Source organism: Actinoplanes sp. NPDC019969, from assembly GCF_055562375.1.
In genome coordinates this window covers 293,211-315,183 of the sequence record NZ_JBVHFK010000012.1, presented here as the reverse complement: position 1 = coordinate 315,183, position 21,973 = coordinate 293,211, and the positions used below count along the sequence as shown (strand labels likewise).

Genomic DNA, 21,973 nt, shown 5'->3' with positions numbered 1-21,973 from the left:
TCGAGGACGTGTGGTCCGGCGCCAAGCTGGTGCCCCCGTCCGGGAGCCTGGTCAGCGAGCAACTGCTGGCGGTGGCGCGGGGCGGGGGCCGGACCGGCACGGAGGCGGACCGGCTGCTCGCGAAGATCACCCCGCAGCTGGACGCGTCAGGCGATACCGGCGAGATCTACGCCGAGGTGGAGCGGTTGCGGCGCGAGGGCACCGGCGCGCAGCGCCAGCGGAGGGTTTTCGAGGGGTACGGGCCGACGAGCGGTTTCGTCGCCGCCCTCGCCACCGAGACAACCCCACTGCGTGTGGAGTTGCGGCGCGCATGACGGCCGAACTTCACACGCGGGAGGTGCGGTTCGGCGTGTGGAGTTGGGGCGCGTATGACGGCCGAACTTCACACGCCGGAAGGCTCAGGAGGCCAGGATCCGCTGTTTCTGCTGTTCGAACTCGGCGTCGGTGAGGACGCCCTGGGCCTTCAGCTCGCCGAGCTGGCGCAACTGGTCCAGCTTGGCCGAGGTGGGGTCGGGCGCCGGCTCATCGGCGTACTCGGGCTGCTGCTGGGCGTACTGCTGCTCATCGGCCTGCCGGGACCACCGGCCCACCTGGCGCCGGGAGACGCGGTTGGAGACCGCTGTCGCCGTGCCCGCCACCACCGCGGTGCGGGCGATACCACGCAGAAGTCCGGGCATCGTGATCACCATCCTCCGTCGGAGCTGCCACTGTGTTCTTTCTCGGTCTCGTCCAGCGCGGCGATCAGCGACTGCACCGGGATCCGGCCGCCGGCGACCAGGTGCGCGCCGTTCTCCCGCAGCCGGACGGCCAGCGGAGCCGCCCACGTGTTCTCGTAGACCAGGATCACGGCGGCGGAGCCGGGTTCCAGCACCTCGCCGAGGTCCCGCAGGTCGTCGCCGCCGAGCATGCCGGAGGCCGCGCCGTGGAAGGCGCCCAGCCCGGCCAGCTCGACCTCGCGCCCTTCGACGGCGGTCACGTCACCGTTGGGCTCCCGGCGGACGAAGAGGATGTCCAGCACCCGGATGATCTTGCGGTCGACCAGGTCGACCAGCAGTGGGAACGCGGTCCCGTTCAGGCTTCCGTCGGGGAACTCGACGCACAGGTAGTCGACCGGCCCCATGTCCTGAAGTTCCATCTCATCGCTCTCCCGTCTCGTTGCGGTGGGCTCAGCCTGCTCGGGCCGGAGCGGAAGGGCCTCATCCGGTACGGGTGAATCGTCGAATCGGACTATCCGCTCAATTCGGCTGCCTGGCCGGTTCACCCGTGCCGGATGAGGCGACCGCGGCGGGACCGGCGGGACCGTCGGCGGGTGGCCGGGGCACGCCCGGCCCGCCCCGTCTCGGCGAGGAGTGAGGAGCGAGGAGGAGAGATGACCAGCTCGTCATCGACGACGGCCGGGCCCGGAGCGCCTGACGAACCGGCGTCCGGCCCCGCCGGCGAACCCACGCGGCCGGAAGGCGTGGCCGCTGTACCGGAGGAAGTGAGCACGACACCCGTACCGGAGAAGGAAGAGGAGCTGGAGCGGCTGCGCGCGGAGGTCGCCGCCTTGCGTGGCCGGCTGGAGACCCGGCGCCGGAGGCGGCCGAAAGGGGGCGCGATCCGGCGCACCCTCGCCGCGATCCTGGCCGCGGTGGCGGCGTTCGCCCTGGTCACCAGCGTCGTCGGGCTGTGGGCGGCGACCACCACGCTGAACACCGACCGGTGGGTGACCACCGTCGCGCCGCTGACGCAGGATCCGCGGGTGAACACGGCGGTCGCCGAGTACGCCACCACCGAGGTGTTCCGGGTCCTGAACGTCGAGCAGCGGCTGCGGGACGTGCTGCCGCCGCAGGCCGGGTTCGTCGTCGGGCCGATCACCGGCCAGCTGCGCGAACAGGTCGACAAGACGGTGGAGCGGGTGCTCGGCAGCGACCGTTTCCAGGGCATCTGGGCGGAGCTGAATCGGCGGGTGCACCAGCGGGTGATGGCGGTGCTGGAGGGGACCAGCACGGTGATCACGGCACGGGAGGACCGGATCGAGATCGACCTGCTGCCACTGATCAACCAGGTGCTGCGGGAGCTGAGCGAGCAGTTGCCGACGATGTTCGGCAAGACGATCACACTGCCCGACCTGAGCAGCGGCGCGATCCCGGAGAACCTGCGGCTGCGGGTCTCCGAGCAACTCGGGGTGAGCCTGCCGGCGAACTTCGCGCAGTTCACCGTGTACGACGCGGGGCAGCTGTGGGAGGCGCAGCAGGCGGTGGCGGCCGCGAAACGGTACCTGGCGCTGTTCGTGGCCGGGACGATCCTGCTGCTGCTGGCCGCGTTCGTGATCTCGCCGGGGCGGCGCCGGACGGCGGTGCAGTTCGGGCTGTGGCTGGTGGTGGCGGCGGTGGCGATCACCGCGCTGCTGCGGGCGGTCAAGCGGCAGATCCTGGGGGAGGTGCCGTCCGGGGTCTACCGGGACGGTGTGGACGCGGCCATGACCACGGTGTTCAGCCTGCTCCGGGAGCGGGGCGTCCAGCTCATCGTGATCGGCGTGGTGATCGCGCTGCTGGCCTACCTGGCCGGGCCGGGACGGATCCCGGTGTGGCTGCGGGGCGGCGTCCGGCGCGGGACCGTCGCCGGCTGGCGGTGGACGCGGCGGGGCGGGACGTACGCGGTGCGGCGCGGGCCCGGCTTCATCGCCGGGCACCTCGACGCGGTACGGGTGGGCGGGCTCGTCGTCGCGGCGGTGCTGGCACTGATCCTGTCGTCGTGGCAGTCGCTGCTGATCATCGTGGTGCTGCTGGCGGCGTACGAGATCGGGGTGACCCTGATCGCCCGCAACCACGACGACGTGCCCGCCGAACCGGTCATCCCGTGACGACGGCGGCGAACGCCGCGTGGTCGGCCTCGGTCAGGTCGGCGTAGGCCTCCGCGAACGGGACCATGGCCTGCTCGAACTTGGCGCTCTTGCCCAGATAGGCGGCGATCGCGAGGCGGTCGCCGCCGCGGGCGTGGGCACGGGCCAGGGTCCAGCCGCACAGCCTGGCGTACGCGGCCATGCCCGCCGGATCCATCTGCTCGACGACGGCCGAGCCCTTCCAGTCGCGCAGCTGGCGCACGTAGAAGTCCCGGGTCTTCCCGTCGAACCCCTCCACGGTGTGCCAGCCCAGGAAGATGTCGCTGGTCGCCTGCATGATCCGCTGGCCGGAGACGACCCGGCGGCCGTTGCTGTCCCAGTCCTGGCCCGTGCCGTCCCCCAGCACCGACCGGCCGGCCTCCTTGACCTGCAAGAGCAGCGGGTCCTGGTCGTCACGGCCGGTCAGCAGCACGATCCAGCAGCGGGTGCCGACGCTGCCGACGCCGACCACCTTGCGGGCCAGGTCGACGAACGTGAACTTGTCGAACAGGTGCCGCCGGTCGTCGGCGAGACTCTCCCGGTACCCGGCGAGCAGGTCGCGGATCTGGTCCTCGAGGACCTTGCGGGCCACCCCGGGCAGCAGGTCACCGATCGGCACCACCAGCGGCGGGTCCGCGACGATCCGCCGGCCGGCGACGGTCATCGCGGTGAGCCGGTGGTAGGCCTGCAGGCTGTCGCGGGTGCGGGCCTTCGCTTCGGCCTTGGCGATCCGTTTGCTCAGGGCGGCGCCGAGCCGCCCGCGGATCTCGTCGACGTCGGCACGGGCGTACCAGACGTCCACCTCCCGCATCGCGGCGAACTCGATCATGGCGGCCCGGTACCGTGCGGCGGCCGCCAGGATCACCTCGGCCCGCTGCCGGCGCTTGAAGCCGTTGTCCCGGCCGGCCAGGGCGAGGCTCGCGACCAGCCGCTTGACGTCCCACTCGAACGGGCCGGGGTAGGTCTCGTCGAAATCGTTGAGGTCGAAGACCAGGCGGCGTTCCGGGGACGCGTACACACCGAAGTTGAACAGGTGGGCGTCCCCGCAGAGCCGGGTGGTCAGCCCGGTGGACGGGCCCGCGGCCAGGTCGCCGGCCATCAGCACGGCGGCGCCGCGGTAGAAGGCCAGCGGGGAGGCCGCCATCCGCTGGTGCCGGATCGGCAGCAGCTCCGGCACCCGGTCCGCCTCCTGAGCGGTGAGCAGCGCGACCGGGTCGGGCCGGCCGGCGGCCGGGGCGAAGCCGGCGTGCCCGGTCAGCGGAAGCCGCTCCCGGGCCGCCCGCCCGGCCGCCACACGTGCGGCGGGGTCAGGATGCGCTGTGGTCACCGAAGGTCTCCATCAGCATGCCCTTCTCCTCATCGGTGAGGTTCGTGGCGATCAGCTTCTGGTGCATCCCGTGGAACCGCTCGCCCAGCCGGTCCAGGTTGCCGTGGTCGGTGACCAGGAACAGCGCCGAGGTGCCCTCGGTGACCTCCAGGCGGATGGTCTCCAGCTGCTCGCGGCCGATGCCGGTGCCCTCGGTGGCCTTGACCAGCGCGCCGATGCCCGCGCCGACCGCGCCGCCGATCACCGGGACCAGGAACAGGCCACCGATCACGATGCCCCAGAACGCGCCCCAGCCGGTGTGCCGCCAGGTGCTGGAGTGCTCATGGTGGGTCTCCGGCGCGGAGGCGCCTTTCGGCCAGGTGACCACCGCGTAGTCGACGATGTGCACCAGGCCCTCGGCGGAGGCGTCTTTCAGGATGTGGGCGAAGCGTTCCGCCCGCTCGGGTTCGTCGAACTTCCATACCGTGAAGGTCGTCATGGCCGTCATCGTCCGGCGGCGGGGTCCTCCGACACCTCATCCGCGGGGAGCGATCCTCCGCCGAGCAGGCCGTTCAGCCAGCGCGTCGACGGGTCGACATCGATCAGCAGGCCCTTGGCCAGCAACGTCAGCGGGATCGCCAGCAGCGCCCCGAGCGCCCCGAGCACCCAGCCCCAGAAGATCAGCGACAGGAACGAGACGGTCGCGGACAGCCCCACCGCGTCGCCCACGATCTTGGGCTGGATCACCGACTGGATGATGAAGTTGACCACGCAGTAGACGGCGATCACCCACAGCATCAGCTCGGGGCCGCCCTGCAGCAGGCCGAGCAGCGCGGGCGGGATCAGCCCGATCACGAAGCCGATGTTCGGGATGTAGTTGGTGATGAACGACAACAGCCCCCACAGCAGCGGCAGCGGGATGCCCATCGCCCACAGCAGCACCGTGTCGAACGTCGCCACGATCAGGCCGAACACCGTCGTCACCAGCAGATAGCGCCGGGTTCCGGTGGCGAACGAGTGGAGCGCCCCGACCACCAGCGGGCGCTCGGCGGCGGCCGCCCGCAGCTTCGCCGGGAAGCTCACCGTGTCCAGGCACATGAACAGCAGCACGGCGAGCAGGAACACCGAGTTCGACAGGGCACCGGCGAGACCGTCGAAGAGGACTTCCACCAGGCGTACGAAGGACCCGGAGTCCACCCCGGCCACCGCGGTGCGCAGCTGTTCGGCGTCGATGCCGAACCCGCTGAGCGTGGCGACCAGGTCGTCGCGCAGGCCGGCGAACTGGGCCTGGTACTGCGGCAGCAGGTCGATCAGGCGGGACACCGAGACGGCCAGCGCCGCCCCGAGAGCGAACAGTCCCGCGTAGACGGTGCCGATGGTGACCGTGGCGGCCACCCAGACCGGCGCCCCGCGCTCACGCAGCCGTCCGGTGATCGGGCTGGCCGTGACGGCCAGCATCAGGGCCAGGAAGACCGGGCCGACGAGGTCCGCGACGCCGCGCATCCCGGCCACCACCACGACCGCGCACGCCGAGCCGAGCAGGATCAGGACTCCACGCGGAAACCCGGCCGGACCGATCTCGCGATCGGTGCCGGCCGGGCGGAGATCAGTACTTGACCTCACGGCCGTGGGCGCAGAGCGCGTAGATCACGATGACGTCCAGGGCGATCACGATGGTGGACCAGATCGGGTAGGCCGGCAGGAACGCCATGTTCACCAGGGCGCTCAGCACGGCGATGATGATGCCGACGACGCGGGCCCAGGTCTGCCCGGCCAGGATGCCGAGACCGGTGCCGACCGCGATCAGCCCGAGGATCAGGTGGGTCCAGCCGTAGGCGCTGAAGTCCACCGGCACCACCAGGCCGGCCTCGGTGGTCAGATAGAACTCGTCACGGAACAGGGCGATGATCCCCTCGATCGCCTGGAATCCGCCGAGCATCAGGAGCATGACGCCGGCGAAGACCACCATCCCCACCCAGCCGGTCGGCTCCCGGCGTCCGGTGGGACGGTACGGCTCGTCGTACGACTGCCGCGACGCCTCTGTGTCGGTCATGGTTGTCTCTCCCTCGTACGGGGTCCGTGGTTACGGGCCGATCATGTCGCCGGACCGGTCACGGTCACGCCATCCGTGACGGATGAAACGCAGACCAGCTCCACACCCGACGGCGCCCTCTCCTTCCGTCGCCTCCCAGAGTCGCCGCGTCCCGGGCGCCGGACTTCCTCCCACAGGGATGAGGCCGCCGGCACCGGCCCATGGCTGACTGATCGGGACGTGATGAGGCACGGAAGGAGTTCGACATGGCAACACTGGTCGCCATCGGTTACCCGGACGAGACCACAGCGACAGCGGCGTCGCTGGAGGCCGGCCGGCTGGCCAAGGACCTGATCATCCAGCCGGACGCGATCGCGGTGATCATCCGCGACCGTGAGGGCAAGTTCCACGTCACCACCAACCACCACGCGGTCGGTGGCGGCACGACGTGGGGCATGTTCTGGGGTCTGCTCTTCGGGATGCTGTTCTTCGTCCCGATCCTCGGCATGGCGGTCGGCGCGGGCCTCGGCGCCCTCACCGGCAAGCTCGCCAAGGGCGCCATCAACAAGGAGTTCCAGCAGCGGATCCGGGACGAGCTGCAGCCCGGCACGTCGGCCCTGTTCCTGGTCGTCGAGGCGGTCACGCCGGACAAGGCCGTCGAGGCGCTGAGCAAGTACGGCGGCACGGTGCTCAAGTCCTCGCTGCCGAAGGAGACCGAGGCCGAGCTGCAGGAGGCCCTGCACGGCGGTGAGCAGCGGTAACGATCACCCTTCACCCAGACGCCGCCCGGCATGCCCCGGGCGGCGTCTTGGCGTTCACGGCCATTCATCCGCGCCGGGGGACGTAGCGGCGGGAACCCGGGACGAGCCTGAGGGCATGGCCACCAACAGTGAACAGCGGCGCCTCCACGACGCGGACACCTCCGCGGTTCCATGGCGCAAGTGGGGACCGTACCTCAGCGAGCGGCAGTGGGGCACGGTCCGCGAGGACTACAGCCCGGGCGGCGACGCCTGGGCCTATCTCAGTCACGACGCCGCGCGGTCCCGGCCGTACCGGTGGGGTGAGGACGGCATCGCCGGGTTCAGCGACGACGAGCAGGCGCTCTGCCTGGCCGTGGCGCTGTGGAACGGCAACGACCCGATCCTGAAGGAGCGGTTCTTCGGGCTGACCAACGCCGAGGGCAACCACGGTGAGGACGTCAAGGAGTACTGGTTCTACGTCGACGCCACGCCGACCCACTCCTACCAGCGGATGGTCTACAAGTACCCGCACGCGGCATACCCGTACGAGGACCTGATCGTCACCAACCGCAACCGCGACCGCCGGGACTTCGAGTACGAGCTGCTCGACACCGGCGTCTTCGCCGAGGACCGGTACTTCGACGTGGTCGTCGAGTACGCCAAGGCCGGCCCGGAGGACATCCTGGGCCGGATCACCGTGCACAACCGCGGCCCGGAGGCGGCGAGCCTGCGGGTCCTGCCGACGCTGTGGTTCCGCAACACCTGGTCGTGGGACCGGCCGGAGCCGAAGCCGGCGCTGCGGGCCGCGGACGAGCACGTCGAGGCGGTCCACCACAGGCTCGGCACCCGCTGGTTCACCGTGCTCGGCGGGTTCCCGCTGCTGTTCACCGAGAACGAGGACCCCGGCAAGGACGCCTTCCACCGGTACGTGGTGCACGGCGACACCGGAGCGGTGAACCCGGACCGCACCGGCACCAAGGTGGCCGCCGACGTCACCCTCGAGGTGCCGGCCGGCGGGTCGGCCACGGTCCGGTTCCGGCTGTCCGAGCAGCCCGCCCCCTCCTCGGAGGCCGAGTTCGACGAGGTGGTCGATCTGCGGCGGGCCGAGGCCGACGAGTTCTACGCCGGCATGCTCGACCCGAGCCTCGGCGACGACGAGCGGCAGGTGGTCCGGCAGGCGCTGGCCGGCATGCTGTGGAGCAAGCAGTACTTCGGCTACGACGTGGAACGCTGGCTCACCGGGCACGGCCTGGATCCGCTGGCCGCCAAGGGGATCCGTAACGGCGACTGGTTCCACATGATCTGCAACGACGTGATCTCCATGCCGGACAAGTGGGAGTACCCCTGGTTCGCTGCCTGGGATCTGGCCTTCCAGACCATCCCGCTCGCCGTGGTCGACCAGCAGTTCGCCAAGCACCAGCTGGACCTGCTGCTCAGCCGCCGCTACCTGCACCCGAGCGGGCAGATCCCGGCGTACGAGTGGAACTTCAGCGACGTCAACCCGCCGGTGCACGCCTGGGCCACCTACCTGGTCTACGAGCTGGACAAGGCACGCCGCGGCGGCACGGGCGACCACGCCTGGCTGGAGGCGATCTTCCACAAGCTGTCGAAGAACTTCACCTGGTGGGTCAACCGCAAGGACCACGACGGCAACAACGTCTTCCAGGGCGGATTCCTCGGGCTGGACAACATCGGCGTCTTCGACCGCAGCGCGCCGCTGCCCACCGGCGGCTACCTGGACCAGGCCGACGGCACCGCGTGGATGGCGCTGTACTGCCAGAGCATGCTGCAGATCGCCCTGGAGCTGTCCCAGCGCGACGAGGTGTACCTGGAACAGGCGCAGGCGTACTTCGAGCACTTCGCCTGGATCGCGGTGGCGGTCGGCCACGAGACCGGCAGCGCGGCGATGTGGGACGAGGAGGACGGGTTCTTCTACGACCTGCTGCGGCTGCCGGACGGCAGCGCGGAACGGCTGCGGGTGCGGTCGCTGGTCGGCCTGCTGCCGCTGGCGGCGACGACGGTGTACGAATCCCTCGTCACGTCCCGGTACCCGCAGCTCATCGAGGGCGTGCAGGACTTCGTGAACCGGCATCCCAGCGTCAGCTCGGTGCTGTCCCGGGGCCGCCCGCTCGGCCGGCACGGCCAGCACCTGCTGGCGCTGTTCGACGAGAGCCGGTTGCGGCGCATCCTCACCCGGCTGCTCGACGAGGACGAGTTCCTGAGCCCGTACGGCATCCGGTCCCTCTCCCGGCATCACCGGGACCACCCGTTCGAGTTCCGTGTCGCCGACCGGACATACTCCGTCACCTATCAGCCGGCCGAGTCGGACAGCGGCATGTTCGGCGGCAACTCCAACTGGCGCGGCCCGATCTGGTTCCCCGCCAACGTCCTGGTGATCCGGGCCCTGATGAATCTGTACGTCGGGTACGGCGACGACTTCACCGTGGAGTGCCCGACCGGCTCCGGGGTCAAGATGACGCTGTTCGAGGTGGCCCGGGAGATCTCCGGGCGGCTCACCGGCATCTTCCTGCCCGGTCCGGACGGCAGGCGCCCGGTGCACGGCGGCATGGACATCTATGCCAGTGCGCACTGGCGTGACCTGATCACCTTCAACGAGTACTTCCACGGCGACAACGGAGCCGGCCTGGGCGCCGCCCACCAGACCGGCTGGACCGGCCTGGTCGCCGTCTTTCCGAACGTCTTCGCCGGGCTGGCCGGCGTCGACCTGCTGGACAAGGGCATGGCCGGTGTCCTGCAGACGGCAGTGGTGCCGGAGGAGGAGCGATGAGCAGCGGCTGGCCGGCGGCGCCGGCGGTGTACGAGATCTTCACCTGGCCCTGGCTGACCCGCCTGAGCCGCCGGTACGGCCGGGACGTGACCCTCGGCGACGTGCCCGGCGAGGTGTGGGACGAGGTGGCCGTGCCCGGGGTGGACGCGGTCTGGCTGATGGGCGTCTGGGAGCGCAGCCCGGCCGGCCTGGCCGTGGCGCACGCGAACGACGGGCTGCAACGATCGTTCCGGGAGGCGCTGCCCGACCTGACCGAGGCCGACGTGGTCGGTTCGCCGTACTGCGTGCGCCGGTACCGGGTGGACGCCAGGCTCGGCGGCCCGGAGGGGCTGGCCCGGGCACGGGCCGAGCTGCGGGCGCGCGGGGTCCGGCTGGTGCTCGACTACGTGCCCAACCACGTGGCCCCGGACCATCCGGCGACGGTCGAGCATCCCGAGTGGTTCGTCCAGGGCAGCGCGGCGGATCAGGCGGCCGACCCGGCGGGCTGGTTCACCGCGGCCGGGCGGGTGCTGGCCAACGGCAGGGACCCGTACTTCCCGCCGTGGCCGGACGTGGCCCAGCTCAACGCGTTCGACCCCGGGCTGCGGGAGGCGACCGCGACGGTGCTCGGCGACATCGGCGACCAGTGCGACGGGATCCGCTGCGACATGGCGATGCTGCTCATCAACGAGGTGTTCGCCCGGACCTGGGGCGGGCACGTCGGCGCGGCCCCGGAGCAGGAGTTCTGGCCGGCGGTGATCGAGCGGGTGCACCGGCGGCACCCGGACCTGGTGCTGATCGCCGAGGCGTACTGGGACATGGAGTGGACGCTGCAACGGCAGGGCTTCGACTTCTGCTACGACAAGCGGCTGTACGACCGGCTGGCGCACGAGGACGCCGAGTCGGTGCGCAAGCACCTGGCCGCCGATCGGGACTACCAGGACGGCCTGATCCGGTTCCTGGAGAACCACGACGAACCGCGGGCGGCGGCGACCCTGCCGGGCGGGCGGGGCCGGGCCGCGGCAGTGGCGATCGCCACGCTGCCGGGAGCCGTGCTCTGGCACGACGGGCAGTTCGAGGGGCGGCGTACCCGGTTGCCGGTCTTCCTGGCACGGTTCCCGGACGAGCCCGCCGACCCGGACCTGGCCGCCTTCCACCGCCGGCTGCTCGCCGTGGCCGCGCCGGTCCGCGAGGGGCGGTGGCGGCAGCTCGACACCCGGGGCTGGCCGGACAACCAGACCCACCGGGAGGTGCTGGCCTGGGCCTGGCACGACGAGACACCGCACCACATCGTCGTGATCAATTTCAGTGCCCGGCCGGCCCAGGCGATGATCGAACTGCCGTGGCCCGGGCTGGCCGGCCGGACCTGGCAACTGGCCGATCAGTTGAGCGGGCAGGACTTCGAGCGGGACGGTGACGAGCTGGCCGGCAGCGGCCTGTTCATCGATCTACCTGCATGGGGACAGCATCTCATCACCGTGCGTTAGGAGAAGAAGTACTCGCTGTCACGGGATTATCCGATCCGGACGATGCGCGGCTCAGGCGGCCCGGCGACTCTGAACGAGGAGATCGAAAACGGGGCGACATCCTGGGGGTAACCGACGTGTCCACGGAGACGATCATTGATACGGACGGTTCGCTGCTCACCTCCAAGTTCGCGATTCCGGCGGCCCCACCGTTCATGGTGGCCCGACCGGCTCTGCTGGACCGGGTGACCGCGGGTGTGCAAGCCCCGGTCACCCTGGTCACCGGTGTGGCCGGCAGCGGCAAGACGCAGCTGCTGGCCTCCTGGGCACGGAGCCGGGCGGTGGACTGGCCGGTCGCCTGGATCACCCTCGAACATGGTGACGAGCAGGTTCCGACCTTCTGGAGTTATGTGGCCGAAGGGCTGCGCCGGGCCGGGGTGGACGTTCCCCCGATCACCGGCGGTGTGGTCAGCCGGGCCGTCCTCAGCCGTCTCGCGGCGGCGGTCGAGGAGCACCCCACCCCGGTCGTCCTGATCCTCGACGGCGCCTCCCAGCTGCCCGGCCGGGACTGGGCGTCCGGTCTGGAGTTCCTGATCAGCCACGTGGACCGGCTACGGGTGGTGCTCACCGGCCGGTGGGACCCGCCGCTGCCGCTCTACCGGTACCGGCTCGCCGGCGACCTCAACGAGCTGCGCACCGCGGACCTGGCGTTCACCCCGGCCGAGGTGGCCCGGCTGATGCGCCTGCACGGGGTCGAGCTGGCCGACCCCGAGGTGGCCATGCTGGTCGAGCACACCGAGGGCTGGGCGGCCGGGATCCGGCTCTGCGCCTGCGTGCTGCAGGGCGATGTGGACGCCAAACGGCTGGTCGGCACGATCTCCGGGGACGAGTCCACGATCGCCGAGTACTTCGTCGGCGAGGTGCTGCGCCAGCAGCCGCCGGAGACCCGGCGGTTCCTGCTGGAGACCAGCGTGCTGGACACCTTCACCCCGGAGCTGGCCGCCGCGGTCACCGCCCGGCCCGGCGCGCCGCGCATGCTGGCCGAACTGACCCGCGAGAACGCGTTCATCCAGCCGGTCGGCGCGGGCAGCACCATGTACCGCTACCACCGGCTCTTCGCCGAGCTGCTGCGCGCCCAGCTGGCCTGGAGCGAACCGGACGAGGTGGCCCTGCTGCACCAGCGGGCCGCGATGTGGCTGGCCGCCCGCGGGCACCTGGTCGAGGCGGTCGGGCACGCGGTCGAGGCCGGCGACTGGGCCGGCGCGGCCGGCATGGTGATCGAGGACTACGCCGTCGGCAACCTCATCCTCGAAGGGGGATCGGGGCGGCTCGGCGCGCTGTTCCACCGGATGCCCGAGCACCTGGAGGCGCCCGAGGCGGTGATGATCCGGGCCGCCGTGGCGTACGGCGACGGCGACCACCGGCGGGCCGCCGAGCAGTTCACCTACGCCGGCAAACTGCTCAGCATCCGCGGCAGCAATTGCGGCGACGGGCTGACCGTGGCCTGCTTCCTGATGCGGCTGCTGCTGCTCGCCCACGGCGCCGAGCCCGAGCAGGTGGCCCATCTGGCGCCGGTCGCGCACACCTTCCTGTCCGTGGCGCCGGAGAGGCGGCTGGCCCGCCATCCCGAGCTGCGGATGCTGCTGCTGGCCGCCGAGGGCACGGCCCGCAGCACCGGCGGCGCGGTCGACGAGGCGGTCGCGGTGCTCACCGAGGCGGCGGCGATCGCGCCGCCCGGCACCGAGAAGGTGCGGATCACCTGCCTGGAGCATCTGGCGCTGCTGGAGGCGTACCGCGGCAGGCTCGGCCGGGCCGAGGCAGCCGCCCGGCAGGCCGGCGACCTGGCCGGCCAGTGCGGGCTGGACAAGGAACGCTGGCCGGTGGGCGCCGAGGTGGCGCTGGCCTGGGTGGCGTTGGAGCGTTACGACATCGAGGCCGCCGACCGGCACCTGCGGACCGCCCAGCCGCGGTGCGGGCCTGCCGCCACCGGCCTGGCGCCGGCGGCGTTCGCCCTGGTCCGGTCCCGGCGGCTGCAGACCCGCGGCGAGTTGCGGCAGGCCGGCACGGTGCTGGCCGCGGCCGCCGAGCACGGCGACGCGGCGCCGCGCTGGCTGAGCCGGGAGATCCGGTTGAGCCGGGCCCGCCTGCTGATCGCGGCGGGGCGCCCGGCTGACGCCGCGGAGCTTCTGGTGGGGTACGCCGAAACGGCCGGCCCGGACGTGTCGGTGACCCGGGCGGCGCTGCTGCTGGCCCGGGGCGACGCCGCGGCGGCGTACGAGACGGCCCGCACCGTGGCCGACGCCGCCGGGGTGACCGTGCCGGTGGCCCTGGACGCGTGGCTGCTCCTGGCGATGCTGGCGGCCGGCAAGAACGACGCGGCCGGCGCTCGGGAGGCGTTGCGGCGGGCGCTGCGGGTGGCCGCCCCGGAGTCCTACCGGCGGCCGGTGCACCAGGTGTGGAGCGAGCTGCGGCGGCTGTTGCGCGACGACAGCGCGCTCACCGAGCAGTACCGCAACCTGGGCGCCCCGGCGGCCGGCGCCGCGGTCACCGAGCCGGTGGTGGTCGAGGCGCTCAGCAGACGCGAACTGGACGTGCTGCGGGGGATGGCCGAGATGCTGCCGACCGAGGAGATCGCCGCTTCGATGTACGTCTCGGTCAACACGGTGAAGACCCATGTCCGCAGCATCCTGCGCAAACTGTCCGCGTCCCGGCGCAACGAAGCGGTGCGCCGGGCGCGGGCGATGCGCCTGATCTGAGAATCAGGCGTGACGACGGTGGCGGCGAAGCTCGCCGCCGTGGGCGCACAGCCCATAGATGACCAGGACCTGGCCGCAGAGCAGGATGCCGAACCAGAACGGCGCGTTGGCCAGGAGCAGGAAGCTGACCAGCGCGGCGCCCGCGGTGAACACGACCGCGATGATCCGGGCCCACAGCCTGCCGGCCAGCACGCCGGCGCCGGCCGCCAGGCTGATCACCCCGAGGATCAGGTGGGTCCAGCCCCACGTGGTCGCGTTCAGCTCGAAGAGCGTGCCGTCCCCGGTGACCATGTACGCCTGGTCCCGGGCCAGCGCGGTGATGCCCTCCACGAGCTGGGCGGTGCCCAGGCACAGCAGCATGATCCCGCCGAACACCGCCAGGCCGGCGCCGCCGGGCATGTCGGCCGTGCCGGGCGGGTCCCGGTGGACGGGCACGGCGGGGTGATCGATCGTCATCGAGGTCCTCCTTCGTCGTGTTGTCCGGCTGGTTCTCAGGGCTGTCTCAGAGCGGCCGAGACAGCCCTGAGAACCAGCCGGGTGAAAGCCAGCGTGCCGCTCGAGGGGTGGGAAGCGCCTCGCGCGGGGCGGATGAGAGTTGATGTGAAACATGCAAGTTGCACGCTGGGAGAACACCCTTCTTCCCCGAAGCGTGCGAATACCGGACGTTGCCGCCTGCGCACCGGCTGTGTTTCCGTGGCCGGGACGGCTGGGGGCGGTCGTTTCATTTCGAGTTCAGCGCACGAGCGGGCATCGGGTCGTGGTCACCGCACGCGAAGCGGTGCGATCCGGCGTGCCCGCCGGGGGTTCTTGGGGGACGGAATGGATATGCGAGAACGCGTCACCGGCCGGGCGGCCATACCGATACGAGCCGAGCACATCGGACCGCCCCGGCTGCCGGCCGGGCTGATCTGGCGGGCACGGCTGGCCGACACCCTGGACACGGGAGTGCAGCGGGCCGCCACCCTGGTCTGTGCCGGGCCGGGCTGGGGCAAGACCGTGCTGGCCGCCTCATGGGCCACCGCGCGGGCGATGGCGGGGCCGGTCGCCTGGCTCACCGCCGGTAGACAGCACAACGAGCCGATCGTCTTCTGGGCCGATCTGATCCTGGCGCTGCGCGCCGCCGGGGCCGTCCCGTCCGGCCGGTCGTTCCCGGACGCCGGGCTTCGCCACGGTGACGAGCCGTCCTTTCACCACGAGTTCGGCGCGGCCGTCGCCGCCTTGACCACTCCGGTCGTGGTGGTACTCGACGATCTGCACGAGATCACCGATCCGCGAGTCCTCAACGGCCTCGGCGGCATGCTCGGCGGCCTCGCCGACCGGATGCGGTTCGTGCTGATCACCCGGCAGGAACTCGCGCTGCCTCTGCACCGGCTGCGAGCCGGCGGCGACCTCACCACGATCGGGGCCGGCGACCTAGCGTTCCGGGTCGAGGAGGCCGGCGCGCTGCTCGCCGGGCGCGGCCGGGGCCGGTCCCCGGAGTCGCTCGCCACGCTGGTGCGCCGGACCGAGGGCTGGGCCGCCGGCCTGCGGATGGCCGCCGACGCCGGCGACCCGGCCGCCGCCGACGAGGCCGTCGAGGAGTACCTGATCCGGGAGGTGTTCCCCGGCCAGGACGACGAGGTGCGGCGTTTCCTGCTGCGCACCAGCATTCCGGACCGGATCTGCGCCGACCTCGCCGACGCCATCACCGGAGGGCGTGACAGCGCCCGGATGCTGGAGAACCTGATCCGGGCGAACCTGTTCGTGCAACGGTCCGGGAACACCCGCTGGTACCGCTACCACCCCCTTTTCCGGTCCGCGCTGCGCCGCCGGGCCGCGCTGCGCTGGCCGGAGGCGCCGCGCCGGTTACACCTGGCCGCCGCGCACTGGCACGAGCACGACGGCAACGCCCTGGCCGCGATCACCCACGCCGCCGCCGCCGAGGATTGGGAGCTGATGGCCCGGTTCGTGGTCCGGCGCGGGCTGTCACTGGTCGCCACCGCCGACCGGGTGCAGTTCATCGAGCAGCTCCGGCGGATCCCGCCCGAAATGCTGCCGGGGACCGCCGAGCTGGCGGTGTGCGGGGTGATGCTGACGTACGCCCGGGGCGATGTCGCCGCCGTCCCACGCCGGGTCGCCGCCGCCCGTGCCATGGCCACCGACCGCGGGGACGCCGCCCGGTCGGAGATCGGCGCGGCGCTGAGCATTCTGGAGAGTGCCGCCGTGATCCGCTGGCAGGGCGACATGCCGCACCTGCACCAGGCCGCCACCGACCTGCTCACCGAGCTGGCCGGGATGACCTGGGACCAGTCGCCGGCGCTGCTGCAGTACCGGGCGATGACGCTGAACCAGAAGGGCACGTCGATGCTCTGGAGCGGCCGGTTCGACCACGCCGACCGCTACCTGTGGGCCGCCGCCACCGCCGCCCGGACCGCGGAGATCCCGTACTTCGAGATCAACTCGTACGCACAGCTCAGCCAGCTCGCCTATCTCCAGGGCTCGCTGCGGGAGGCCGCCGAGCACGTGGCGACCGCCCGCGGCATCGCCCGCCGCATCGACGCCGAGGACCGGGTCGCGATCGGACCGGCCTACCTGACCGAGGCCCTGATCGAGTCGGAGCGGGGCCGGGAGCCGGAGGCCGAGGAGGCGCTGCGGCGGGCGCTGCACACCTTCGGGGAGGCGCCCGAGGCGACCCAGTCGGTGATGTCCGGGCTGGTCCGGGTCCGGCTGACACTGGACCGGGGCGAGGTGTCCAGTGCCCGGACCCTGCTCAGCCAGCTGCGCGCCGAAGCCGGGCCGCCGATGATCGCCGCGCAGCTGGAACGGCTGATGGACCTGGCCGCCGCCGAGATCCGGCTGGCCATGGGCGACCCGCACGCGGTCCTGACCCGGTACGCCGGGCGCTCCCCGCTGTCGGCCGCCGAACAGGTCTGCCTGGCCCGCGCCCACCTGGCCACCGGTGACCTGGGCACCGCCGAGGTGCTGCTGGCCCGGATCCGCGACGGCGCCGACCGCCTCTCCGCCGTCGGCGCGTGGATCCTCACCGCGCTCACCGCCGACGCCCAGGGCCGCAGTTCGGTGGCGAGCGACGCGCTGGCCCGGGCCCTGGCCGCGGCCGAGCCGGAGCGGATCCGCCGGCCGTTCCACCGGTTCGACCCCCAGCGGGTGCTGGTCCTCGCCGAACGCCAGCAGTGGCTCACCGAACTGCGCGGGCACGCCGGCGAGGGGGTGCTCGCCGAGATCACCGGCGAGATCCCGGTGGTGTCGGCGGTGCCGCCGTCCGGGCCGCTCAGCGAACGCGAGGTCGACGTCCTGCAGTACCTGCCGACCGTCCTGACCGCCGCCGAGATCGCCGAGAACCTCGGCATCTCGGTGAACACCGTCAAGGCGCACATGCGCTCCATCTACCGCAAGCTCGGCGCGGCCCGCCGCCGCGAGGCCGTCGTCCTGGCCCGTCAGTCCGGCCTGATCTGACCCCTTCCGAGCGTGTGGAGTCGCGGCGCTACGCGCCCCGCAACTCCACACGCTTGCTGGTGTGTTGTTTTGGGGTGCGCCTGGCGGCGCAGCTTCACACGCCTGCTGGTGTGTTGGTTTGGGGTGCGCCTGGCGGCGCAGCTTCACACGCTTGCCGGTGTGTTGATTTGCGGCGCGTATAGCGGCGCAAATCAACACGCCTGCTTCACTCGCGTGGGGTGATGCCCGGCGTGAGGGTGTTCGCGCAGCCTGGGGCCATGACCGACGTCGCACAGCCGTGGCCCGATGTGGCCACCGAATTCCGCAGGCAGCCGTTCCCGTGGTGGACGCTGCTGGTCACCGGCCTGTTCGCGGTGGCGCTCGGACTCGCCGTCCTGATCTGGCCGGACATCTCGCTGCGGATCATGGCCGCGCTCACCGGCATCTGGCTGCTGTTCGGTGGCCTGGCCCGGATCGTCGCGGCGTTCCTGCCCACCGGCGCGAGTGTCGGGCGCAGCGTGCTCTCCGGCATCGTCGGCATCGTCGTCCTGATCGCCGGCCTGCTCTGCCTGCGCAACCTGGTCACCGGCCTGGCGGTGCTGGCGCTGGTCTTCGCGACCAGCTGGATCCTCAGCGGGCTGGCCCTGGTGCTGGCCGCGGTGGCGGCACGCGGTCGGTCACGGGCCGCGCTGATGATCGTGGGCGCGGTCTCGATCCTGGCCGGGGTGGTCTTCGTCGTCACGCCGGCCCTGTCGCTCGGCACCCTGATTGTCATGACCGGCGCCGGCAGCATCGTCGTCGGCCTGGCCGAGCTGATCCTGGCCTTCGTGATCCGCCGCGACCAGGGCTGAGCCCTCCGGCGTCCCCGTGGTCAGGACGCCGCCCAGGATCGCGGTCAGGAGCAGGCAGAACGACAGCACGTAGAGCCAGCCGATGTAGGTGAACGCCAGCCCGATCGTCCCGTACCGGTCGGCGCTGGACTGCAGAGCCCGCGGTAGATAGATCGCGCCGGCCGCCCGTACCCCGATCATCGCCACCGCGAACAGCCCGCCGGTCATCAGCAGCGTCGGCCACGGCACCACCGGCCCGAGCAGGATCCGGGGCAGCGCGACGGCCAGCGCCAGGTCGGCCAGGACGGTGAGGACCACGGTCCCGGCCCGGGGTGCCGGGAGCATGCCGACCAGGCCGCTGAGCAGCCGGATCACGATCAGGAACGCGGCCAGCATCAGCACCGAGCCGATCTGCCAGCCGGTCGCGGCGGCGCCGGCGCGGCGGCCGGGAACCGTCCACACCGTCCGGTACGCCCGGACCAGCGCCCGGGCCAGCCCGGTCGCCGAGATGATCACGATCAGGCTGCCGGCCACCCCGAACGCGTTGCTCTGCCGGTCGCTGAGCGCGTCGTCGAGCAGCCGGGCGCTGACGTCCGGCATCCGTACCAGACCGTGCAGGTCGTCCCGGAGACCGCTGCCGGCCAGCGCGCCCAGCATGATCAGCAGCGGGAAGACCGAGGTGAACGCCTGCGCGGCGAGCGTCATCGCCCGGTCGAAGATCTGCACCCGGACCAGCTCACCGGTGGTCCGCAGCAGCACCGCCCCGGTCCGGTGCCCGAGCACCAGCGCGGCCCGCGGGCGCAGCCACCGCGGCACCGCGTTCAGCACCCTGGGGATCAGGTCATCGGGCTCGTTCACCCCGTCATGGTCGGGTCCGGGCCGGGAGTGCGGCATCATCCGGCACGGATGGGGACCGGCCCGGATGTCCGGCCGGACACTGGCTGCCATGGTGCGCACCCTGGTGACCGTGGTCCTCGGCGCCGTCGTGACGGGTGCCGTCATCGGCGTCCTGCCCGGCATCTCCGCCGACGACGCCCGGGCGGTCCTGGCCGCCGCGATCCTGATCGGCCTGCTCGGCGCGCTGCTGCGCCCGCTGCTGGTGCGGCTGCTGTCCACCGCCGGGTGGGCCGCGGTGCTGGCCGGCTGGCTGGTCACCCAGGCGCTGCTGGTGTGGGCCGCGCTGTACCTGACGCCGGGCGTGCGCGTCGACGGGTTCTGGCCGGCGTTCTGGGCGGCCTGGCTCGGCGCGGCGCTGATGAGCATCGGCCTGTGGGTGATCACCGCGGGCCAGCCGGGCGCGGCCACCCGGCATCTGCTGCGGGTCAACCGGCATTTCCGGCGCAGCGTGCCGCCGATCAGCACGCCGGGCCTCATCATGATCCAGGTCGACGGGCTGTCCGCGCCGCTGGCCCGCTGGGCGATCGAGGCCGGCAACCTGCCCACGCTAAGCCGGTGGCTGCGGTCCGGCGGGCACACGTTCACCGAATGGCACGTGGAGCTGCCGGCGACGACGCCGGCCAGCCAGGCGGGGCTGCTGCACGGCGCGAGCGGCAAGGTTCCGGCTTTCCGCTGGTACGAGAAATCCGCCGGCCGCCTCGTCGTGACGAACCATCCGGAGGACAGCGCCCTGGTCGAGTCCCGCTGCTCCGACGGCCGCGGCCTGCTGGCCCAGGGTGGGGTGAGCGTGAGCAACGTGTTCTCCGGTGACGCCCCGACCTCGCTGCTGACGATGAGCACGGTTCCGCAGCGCCGGACCGGACCGGCCCGGTACCTGAGCGCGTACCTGCTCGACCCGTTCGGGTTGACCCGCTCGCTGGTGCTGACCGTCGGGGAGATCGTCAAGGAGCTGCACCAGGCCCGGCGGCAGCGGCTGCGGCAGGTCGAGCCGCGGATGCGCCGGGACTGGCGGTACGTGCTGCTGCGCGGCGCCACGAACGTGCTGCTGCGCCACCTCAACGTGGCGATCCTGGCGGAGCAGATGATGCGCGGCGCGCCGTCGGTGTTCTGCGACTTCGTCGACTACGACGAGATCGCGCACCATGCCGGGCCGGCCCGGCCGGAGGCGCTGGCATCGCTGGAGGGCATCGACGCGGTGCTGGCGACCCTGGAGGAGGTGGCGGCGGCCGCGCCCCGGCCGTACCACTTCGTGGTCCTCTCCGATCACGGGCAGAGCCAGGGCGCGACGTTCCTGCAGCGGTACGGCCTGACCCTGGAGGAGCTGATCCGCCGGCTGACCGCGGCCCCGGCGGAGACCGCGGGCGGTTCCGGCGACGACGAGCAGCGGGGCCGGTCGCGGGTGCTGCGCGCCGGGATCGGGAAGGCGGCGCCGGAGCCGGCCACCCCGAAGAGGCAGCCGGAGATCGTGGTGACGGCGGGCGGGAACCTGGCGCTGGTCTACTTCACGAAGCTGCCGGGCCGGGTCACGCTGGAGGAGATCGAGGAGCGGCATCCGGCGCTGCTGCCCGGGCTCACCGGCCATCCCGGCATCGGCTGGGTGCTGGTCCGGTCCCGGGTGGACGGCCCGGTGGTTTTCGGGCGGGCCGGCCGCCGGCGGCTCTCCGACGGTCACGTGGAGGGCCTCGACCCGCTGCTGGGGTACGGTCCGCACGCCGCCTCCGACCTGCTGCGCCACGACGGCCTGGAGCACACCGGCGACCTGGTGATCAACAGCCTGTGGGATCCGGTGACGCAGGAGGTCGCCGCGTTCGAGGAGCTGATCGGCTGTCACGGCGGCCTGGGCGGCTGGCAGAACCGGGCGGTGCTGATCCACCCGCGGGCGCTGCCCGTCCCGAGCGGGCTGGCCGGCGCCGACCGGGTGCACCGGGTGCTGTGCGGCTGGATGGAACGGATCGGCTGCCGGGACGCCGCCTCATCCGCCGAGGGTGAGCCCCGATGGGCGGTCCGGTGACCACGATGACGCCATGTGTCGCTGGCTTGCGTATTCCGGGTCGCCGATCCGGCTCGAAGAACTGCTCTACCGGCCGCGTTTCTCGCTGATCGACCAGAGTCTGCACTCGCGGATGGGGGTGGAGACGACCAACGGCGACGGCGTCGGCGTCGGCTGGTACACCACCGACGGCCAGTCCGAACCGGCTCTGTTCCGGGGTGTCGGGCCGGCCTGGAGCGACCTCAACCTGCGGGAGATCGCCCGGTCCACCTCGTCCCCGCTGTTCCTGGCCCACATCCGGGCCAGCACCGGCACGCCGGTGCAGCAGACCAACTGCCACCCCTTCCGGTACGCCAACTGGCTGTGGGTGCACAACGGCTCGATCCGGGAGTTCCCCCGTCTCAAACGGGACCTGGTGATGGCGGTGGACCCGAAGCTGTACTCGTCGATGGCCGGCTCCACCGACTCCGAGGTGATGTTCTTCCTGGCCCTGACGTACGGCCTGCGTGATCGGCCGGTCGCCGCGGTGGAACGGATGGCGGGACTGGTCGAGGCGGTCGGGCGGGAGCACGGCGTACCCGACCCGCTCCAGATGACGGTGGCCACCACCGACGGTGACCGGACCTGGTGCTTCCGGTACTCCAGCGAGAGGCGCAGCCGAACGCTGTACTACAGCACCGCGATCTCCGCCCTCCGCGCGCTCTATCCCGAGCAGAAGGCGCTGCACGGTCTCTCCGACGAGACCCGGCTGATCGTCTCCGAGCCGCTCGGCGAGCTGGAGGGCGCCTGGCAGCCGGTGCCGGAGTCCAGTTACGGCGTGATCCAGAAGGGCGACGACGAACTGGGCTCGTTCGAGCCCGCGATGCCCTGACCCGACCCGTTCATCCGGCGGGA

The 21,973-nt window shown here is 72.0% G+C and carries 17 protein-coding genes; 10 read left to right on the top strand and 7 right to left on the bottom strand.

Features of this window, described 5'->3' with window-relative positions; translation table 11 throughout:
• Positions 1-8: 8 nt before the first annotated feature.
• Positions 9-314: a hypothetical protein gene (locus ACZ3II_RS32645; protein ID WP_465522543.1), complete on the top strand. Its 306-nt coding sequence runs from the start codon at positions 9-11 to the stop codon at positions 312-314.
• A gap of 84 nt (positions 315-398) precedes the next feature.
• Here ACZ3II_RS32645 and ACZ3II_RS32640 read toward each other — a convergent pair whose 3' ends face one another.
• Positions 399-677 (bottom strand): SHOCT domain-containing protein, encoded by a 279-nt coding sequence (locus ACZ3II_RS32640; RefSeq protein WP_465522541.1) that lies wholly within the window; start codon positions 675-677, stop codon positions 399-401.
• Between the two features lie 5 nt (positions 678-682).
• Positions 683-1,135 carry a DUF6325 family protein gene (locus tag ACZ3II_RS32635; RefSeq protein ID WP_465522539.1) on the bottom strand — a complete coding sequence of 151 codons (453 nt, stop codon included), beginning with the start codon at positions 1,133-1,135 and terminating at the stop codon, positions 683-685.
• A 345-nt stretch (positions 1,136-1,480) separates the two neighbouring features.
• Between ACZ3II_RS32635 and ACZ3II_RS32630 the strand changes: the two genes are divergently transcribed.
• Positions 1,481-2,845: a hypothetical protein gene (locus tag ACZ3II_RS32630; RefSeq protein WP_465522537.1), complete on the top strand. Its 1,365-nt coding sequence runs from the start codon at positions 1,481-1,483 to the stop codon at positions 2,843-2,845.
• Here ACZ3II_RS32630 and ACZ3II_RS32625 read toward each other — a convergent pair.
• From ACZ3II_RS32625 to ACZ3II_RS32610, 4 genes are read right to left on the bottom strand one after another with little or no spacing between them, the layout of a single operon-like run.
• Complete coding sequence (locus tag ACZ3II_RS32625) at positions 2,835-4,190, bottom strand: DUF2252 domain-containing protein (RefSeq protein WP_465522535.1); 1,356 nt, start codon at positions 4,188-4,190, stop codon at positions 2,835-2,837. The genes ACZ3II_RS32630 and ACZ3II_RS32625 overlap by 11 nt on opposite strands.
• Positions 4,171-4,668 (bottom strand): DUF1269 domain-containing protein, encoded by a 498-nt coding sequence (locus tag ACZ3II_RS32620; RefSeq protein ID WP_465522533.1) that lies wholly within the window; start codon positions 4,666-4,668, stop codon positions 4,171-4,173. Before ACZ3II_RS32620 ends, ACZ3II_RS32625 begins: the two co-directional genes overlap by 20 nt.
• A 5-nt stretch (positions 4,669-4,673) precedes the next feature.
• Entirely contained in the window at positions 4,674-5,792 is a 1,119-nt protein-coding gene (locus ACZ3II_RS32615) for an AI-2E family transporter (protein ID WP_465522531.1), read from the bottom strand.
• The gene (locus ACZ3II_RS32610; RefSeq protein ID WP_465522529.1) at positions 5,776-6,222 is read right to left on the bottom strand and encodes a DUF7144 family membrane protein; all 447 of its coding nucleotides are present in this window, start codon (positions 6,220-6,222) and stop codon (positions 5,776-5,778) included. Before ACZ3II_RS32610 ends, ACZ3II_RS32615 begins: the two co-directional genes overlap by 17 nt.
• A gap of 245 nt (positions 6,223-6,467) precedes the next feature.
• Between ACZ3II_RS32610 and ACZ3II_RS32605 the strand changes: the two genes are divergently transcribed.
• From ACZ3II_RS32605 to ACZ3II_RS32590, 4 genes are all read left to right on the top strand, one after another.
• Complete coding sequence (locus ACZ3II_RS32605; protein WP_465522527.1) at positions 6,468-6,962, top strand: DUF1269 domain-containing protein; 495 nt, start codon at positions 6,468-6,470, stop codon at positions 6,960-6,962.
• A gap of 115 nt (positions 6,963-7,077) precedes the next feature.
• Entirely contained in the window at positions 7,078-9,729 is a 2,652-nt protein-coding gene (locus tag ACZ3II_RS32600; protein ID WP_465522525.1) for an MGH1-like glycoside hydrolase domain-containing protein, read from the top strand.
• Positions 9,726-11,195, top strand: coding sequence for an alpha-amylase (locus tag ACZ3II_RS32595; protein ID WP_465522523.1), 1,470 nt, complete (start codon positions 9,726-9,728; stop codon positions 11,193-11,195). Before ACZ3II_RS32600 ends, ACZ3II_RS32595 begins: the two co-directional genes overlap by 4 nt.
• Before the next feature lie 116 nt (positions 11,196-11,311).
• Complete coding sequence (locus ACZ3II_RS32590; protein WP_465522520.1) at positions 11,312-13,930, top strand: winged helix-turn-helix domain-containing protein; 2,619 nt, start codon at positions 11,312-11,314, stop codon at positions 13,928-13,930.
• Between the two features lie 3 nt (positions 13,931-13,933).
• Here the strand turns inward: ACZ3II_RS32590 and ACZ3II_RS32585 are convergent, their stop codons facing one another.
• Positions 13,934-14,386 carry a DUF7144 family membrane protein gene (locus ACZ3II_RS32585; protein WP_465522518.1) on the bottom strand — a complete coding sequence of 151 codons (453 nt, stop codon included), beginning with the start codon at positions 14,384-14,386 and terminating at the stop codon, positions 13,934-13,936.
• Between the two features lie 369 nt (positions 14,387-14,755).
• Between ACZ3II_RS32585 and ACZ3II_RS32580 the strand changes: the two genes are divergently transcribed.
• The 4 genes from ACZ3II_RS32580 to ACZ3II_RS32565 all read left to right on the top strand — a co-directional run bounded on the left by ACZ3II_RS32580 (position 14,756) and on the right by ACZ3II_RS32565 (position 21,950).
• A complete protein-coding gene (locus ACZ3II_RS32580; RefSeq protein ID WP_465522516.1) occupies positions 14,756-17,383 on the top strand; it encodes a winged helix-turn-helix domain-containing protein in 2,628 nt (875 codons plus the stop codon).
• 257 nt (positions 17,384-17,640) lie between these two features.
• Positions 17,641-18,213 carry an HdeD family acid-resistance protein gene (locus ACZ3II_RS32575; protein WP_465522514.1) on the top strand — a complete coding sequence of 191 codons (573 nt, stop codon included), beginning with the start codon at positions 17,641-17,643 and terminating at the stop codon, positions 18,211-18,213.
• Between the two features lie 925 nt (positions 18,214-19,138).
• Entirely contained in the window at positions 19,139-21,100 is a 1,962-nt protein-coding gene (locus ACZ3II_RS32570; RefSeq protein WP_465522512.1) for a phage holin family protein, read from the top strand.
• A 13-nt stretch (positions 21,101-21,113) separates the two neighbouring features.
• A complete protein-coding gene (locus ACZ3II_RS32565; RefSeq protein ID WP_465522510.1) occupies positions 21,114-21,950 on the top strand; it encodes a class II glutamine amidotransferase in 837 nt (278 codons plus the stop codon).
• Positions 21,951-21,973: the final 23 nt, after the last annotated feature.

What these genes read in the sequence shown, in the direction of transcription:
- ACZ3II_RS32610 (WP_465522529.1), bottom strand. Translation starts at nt 6,222, where the DNA reads ATGACCGACACAGAGGCGTCGCGGCAGTCGTACGACGAGCCGTACCGT.
- ACZ3II_RS32565 (WP_465522510.1), top strand. Translation starts at nt 21,114, where the DNA reads ATGTGTCGCTGGCTTGCGTATTCCGGGTCGCCGATCCGGCTCGAAGAA.
- ACZ3II_RS32620 (WP_465522533.1), bottom strand. Translation starts at nt 4,668, where the DNA reads ATGACGACCTTCACGGTATGGAAGTTCGACGAACCCGAGCGGGCGGAA.
- ACZ3II_RS32600 (WP_465522525.1), top strand. Translation starts at nt 7,078, where the DNA reads ATGGCCACCAACAGTGAACAGCGGCGCCTCCACGACGCGGACACCTCC.
- ACZ3II_RS32585 (WP_465522518.1), bottom strand. Translation starts at nt 14,386, where the DNA reads ATGACGATCGATCACCCCGCCGTGCCCGTCCACCGGGACCCGCCCGGC.
- ACZ3II_RS32570 (WP_465522512.1), top strand. Translation starts at nt 19,139, where the DNA reads ATGGTGCGCACCCTGGTGACCGTGGTCCTCGGCGCCGTCGTGACGGGT.
- ACZ3II_RS32640 (WP_465522541.1), bottom strand. Translation starts at nt 677, where the DNA reads ATGCCCGGACTTCTGCGTGGTATCGCCCGCACCGCGGTGGTGGCGGGC.
- ACZ3II_RS32575 (WP_465522514.1), top strand. Translation starts at nt 17,641, where the DNA reads ATGACCGACGTCGCACAGCCGTGGCCCGATGTGGCCACCGAATTCCGC.
- ACZ3II_RS32635 (WP_465522539.1), bottom strand. Translation starts at nt 1,135, where the DNA reads ATGGAACTTCAGGACATGGGGCCGGTCGACTACCTGTGCGTCGAGTTC.
- ACZ3II_RS32580 (WP_465522516.1), top strand. Translation starts at nt 14,756, where the DNA reads ATGCGAGAACGCGTCACCGGCCGGGCGGCCATACCGATACGAGCCGAG.
- ACZ3II_RS32595 (WP_465522523.1), top strand. Translation starts at nt 9,726, where the DNA reads ATGAGCAGCGGCTGGCCGGCGGCGCCGGCGGTGTACGAGATCTTCACC.
- ACZ3II_RS32605 (WP_465522527.1), top strand. Translation starts at nt 6,468, where the DNA reads ATGGCAACACTGGTCGCCATCGGTTACCCGGACGAGACCACAGCGACA.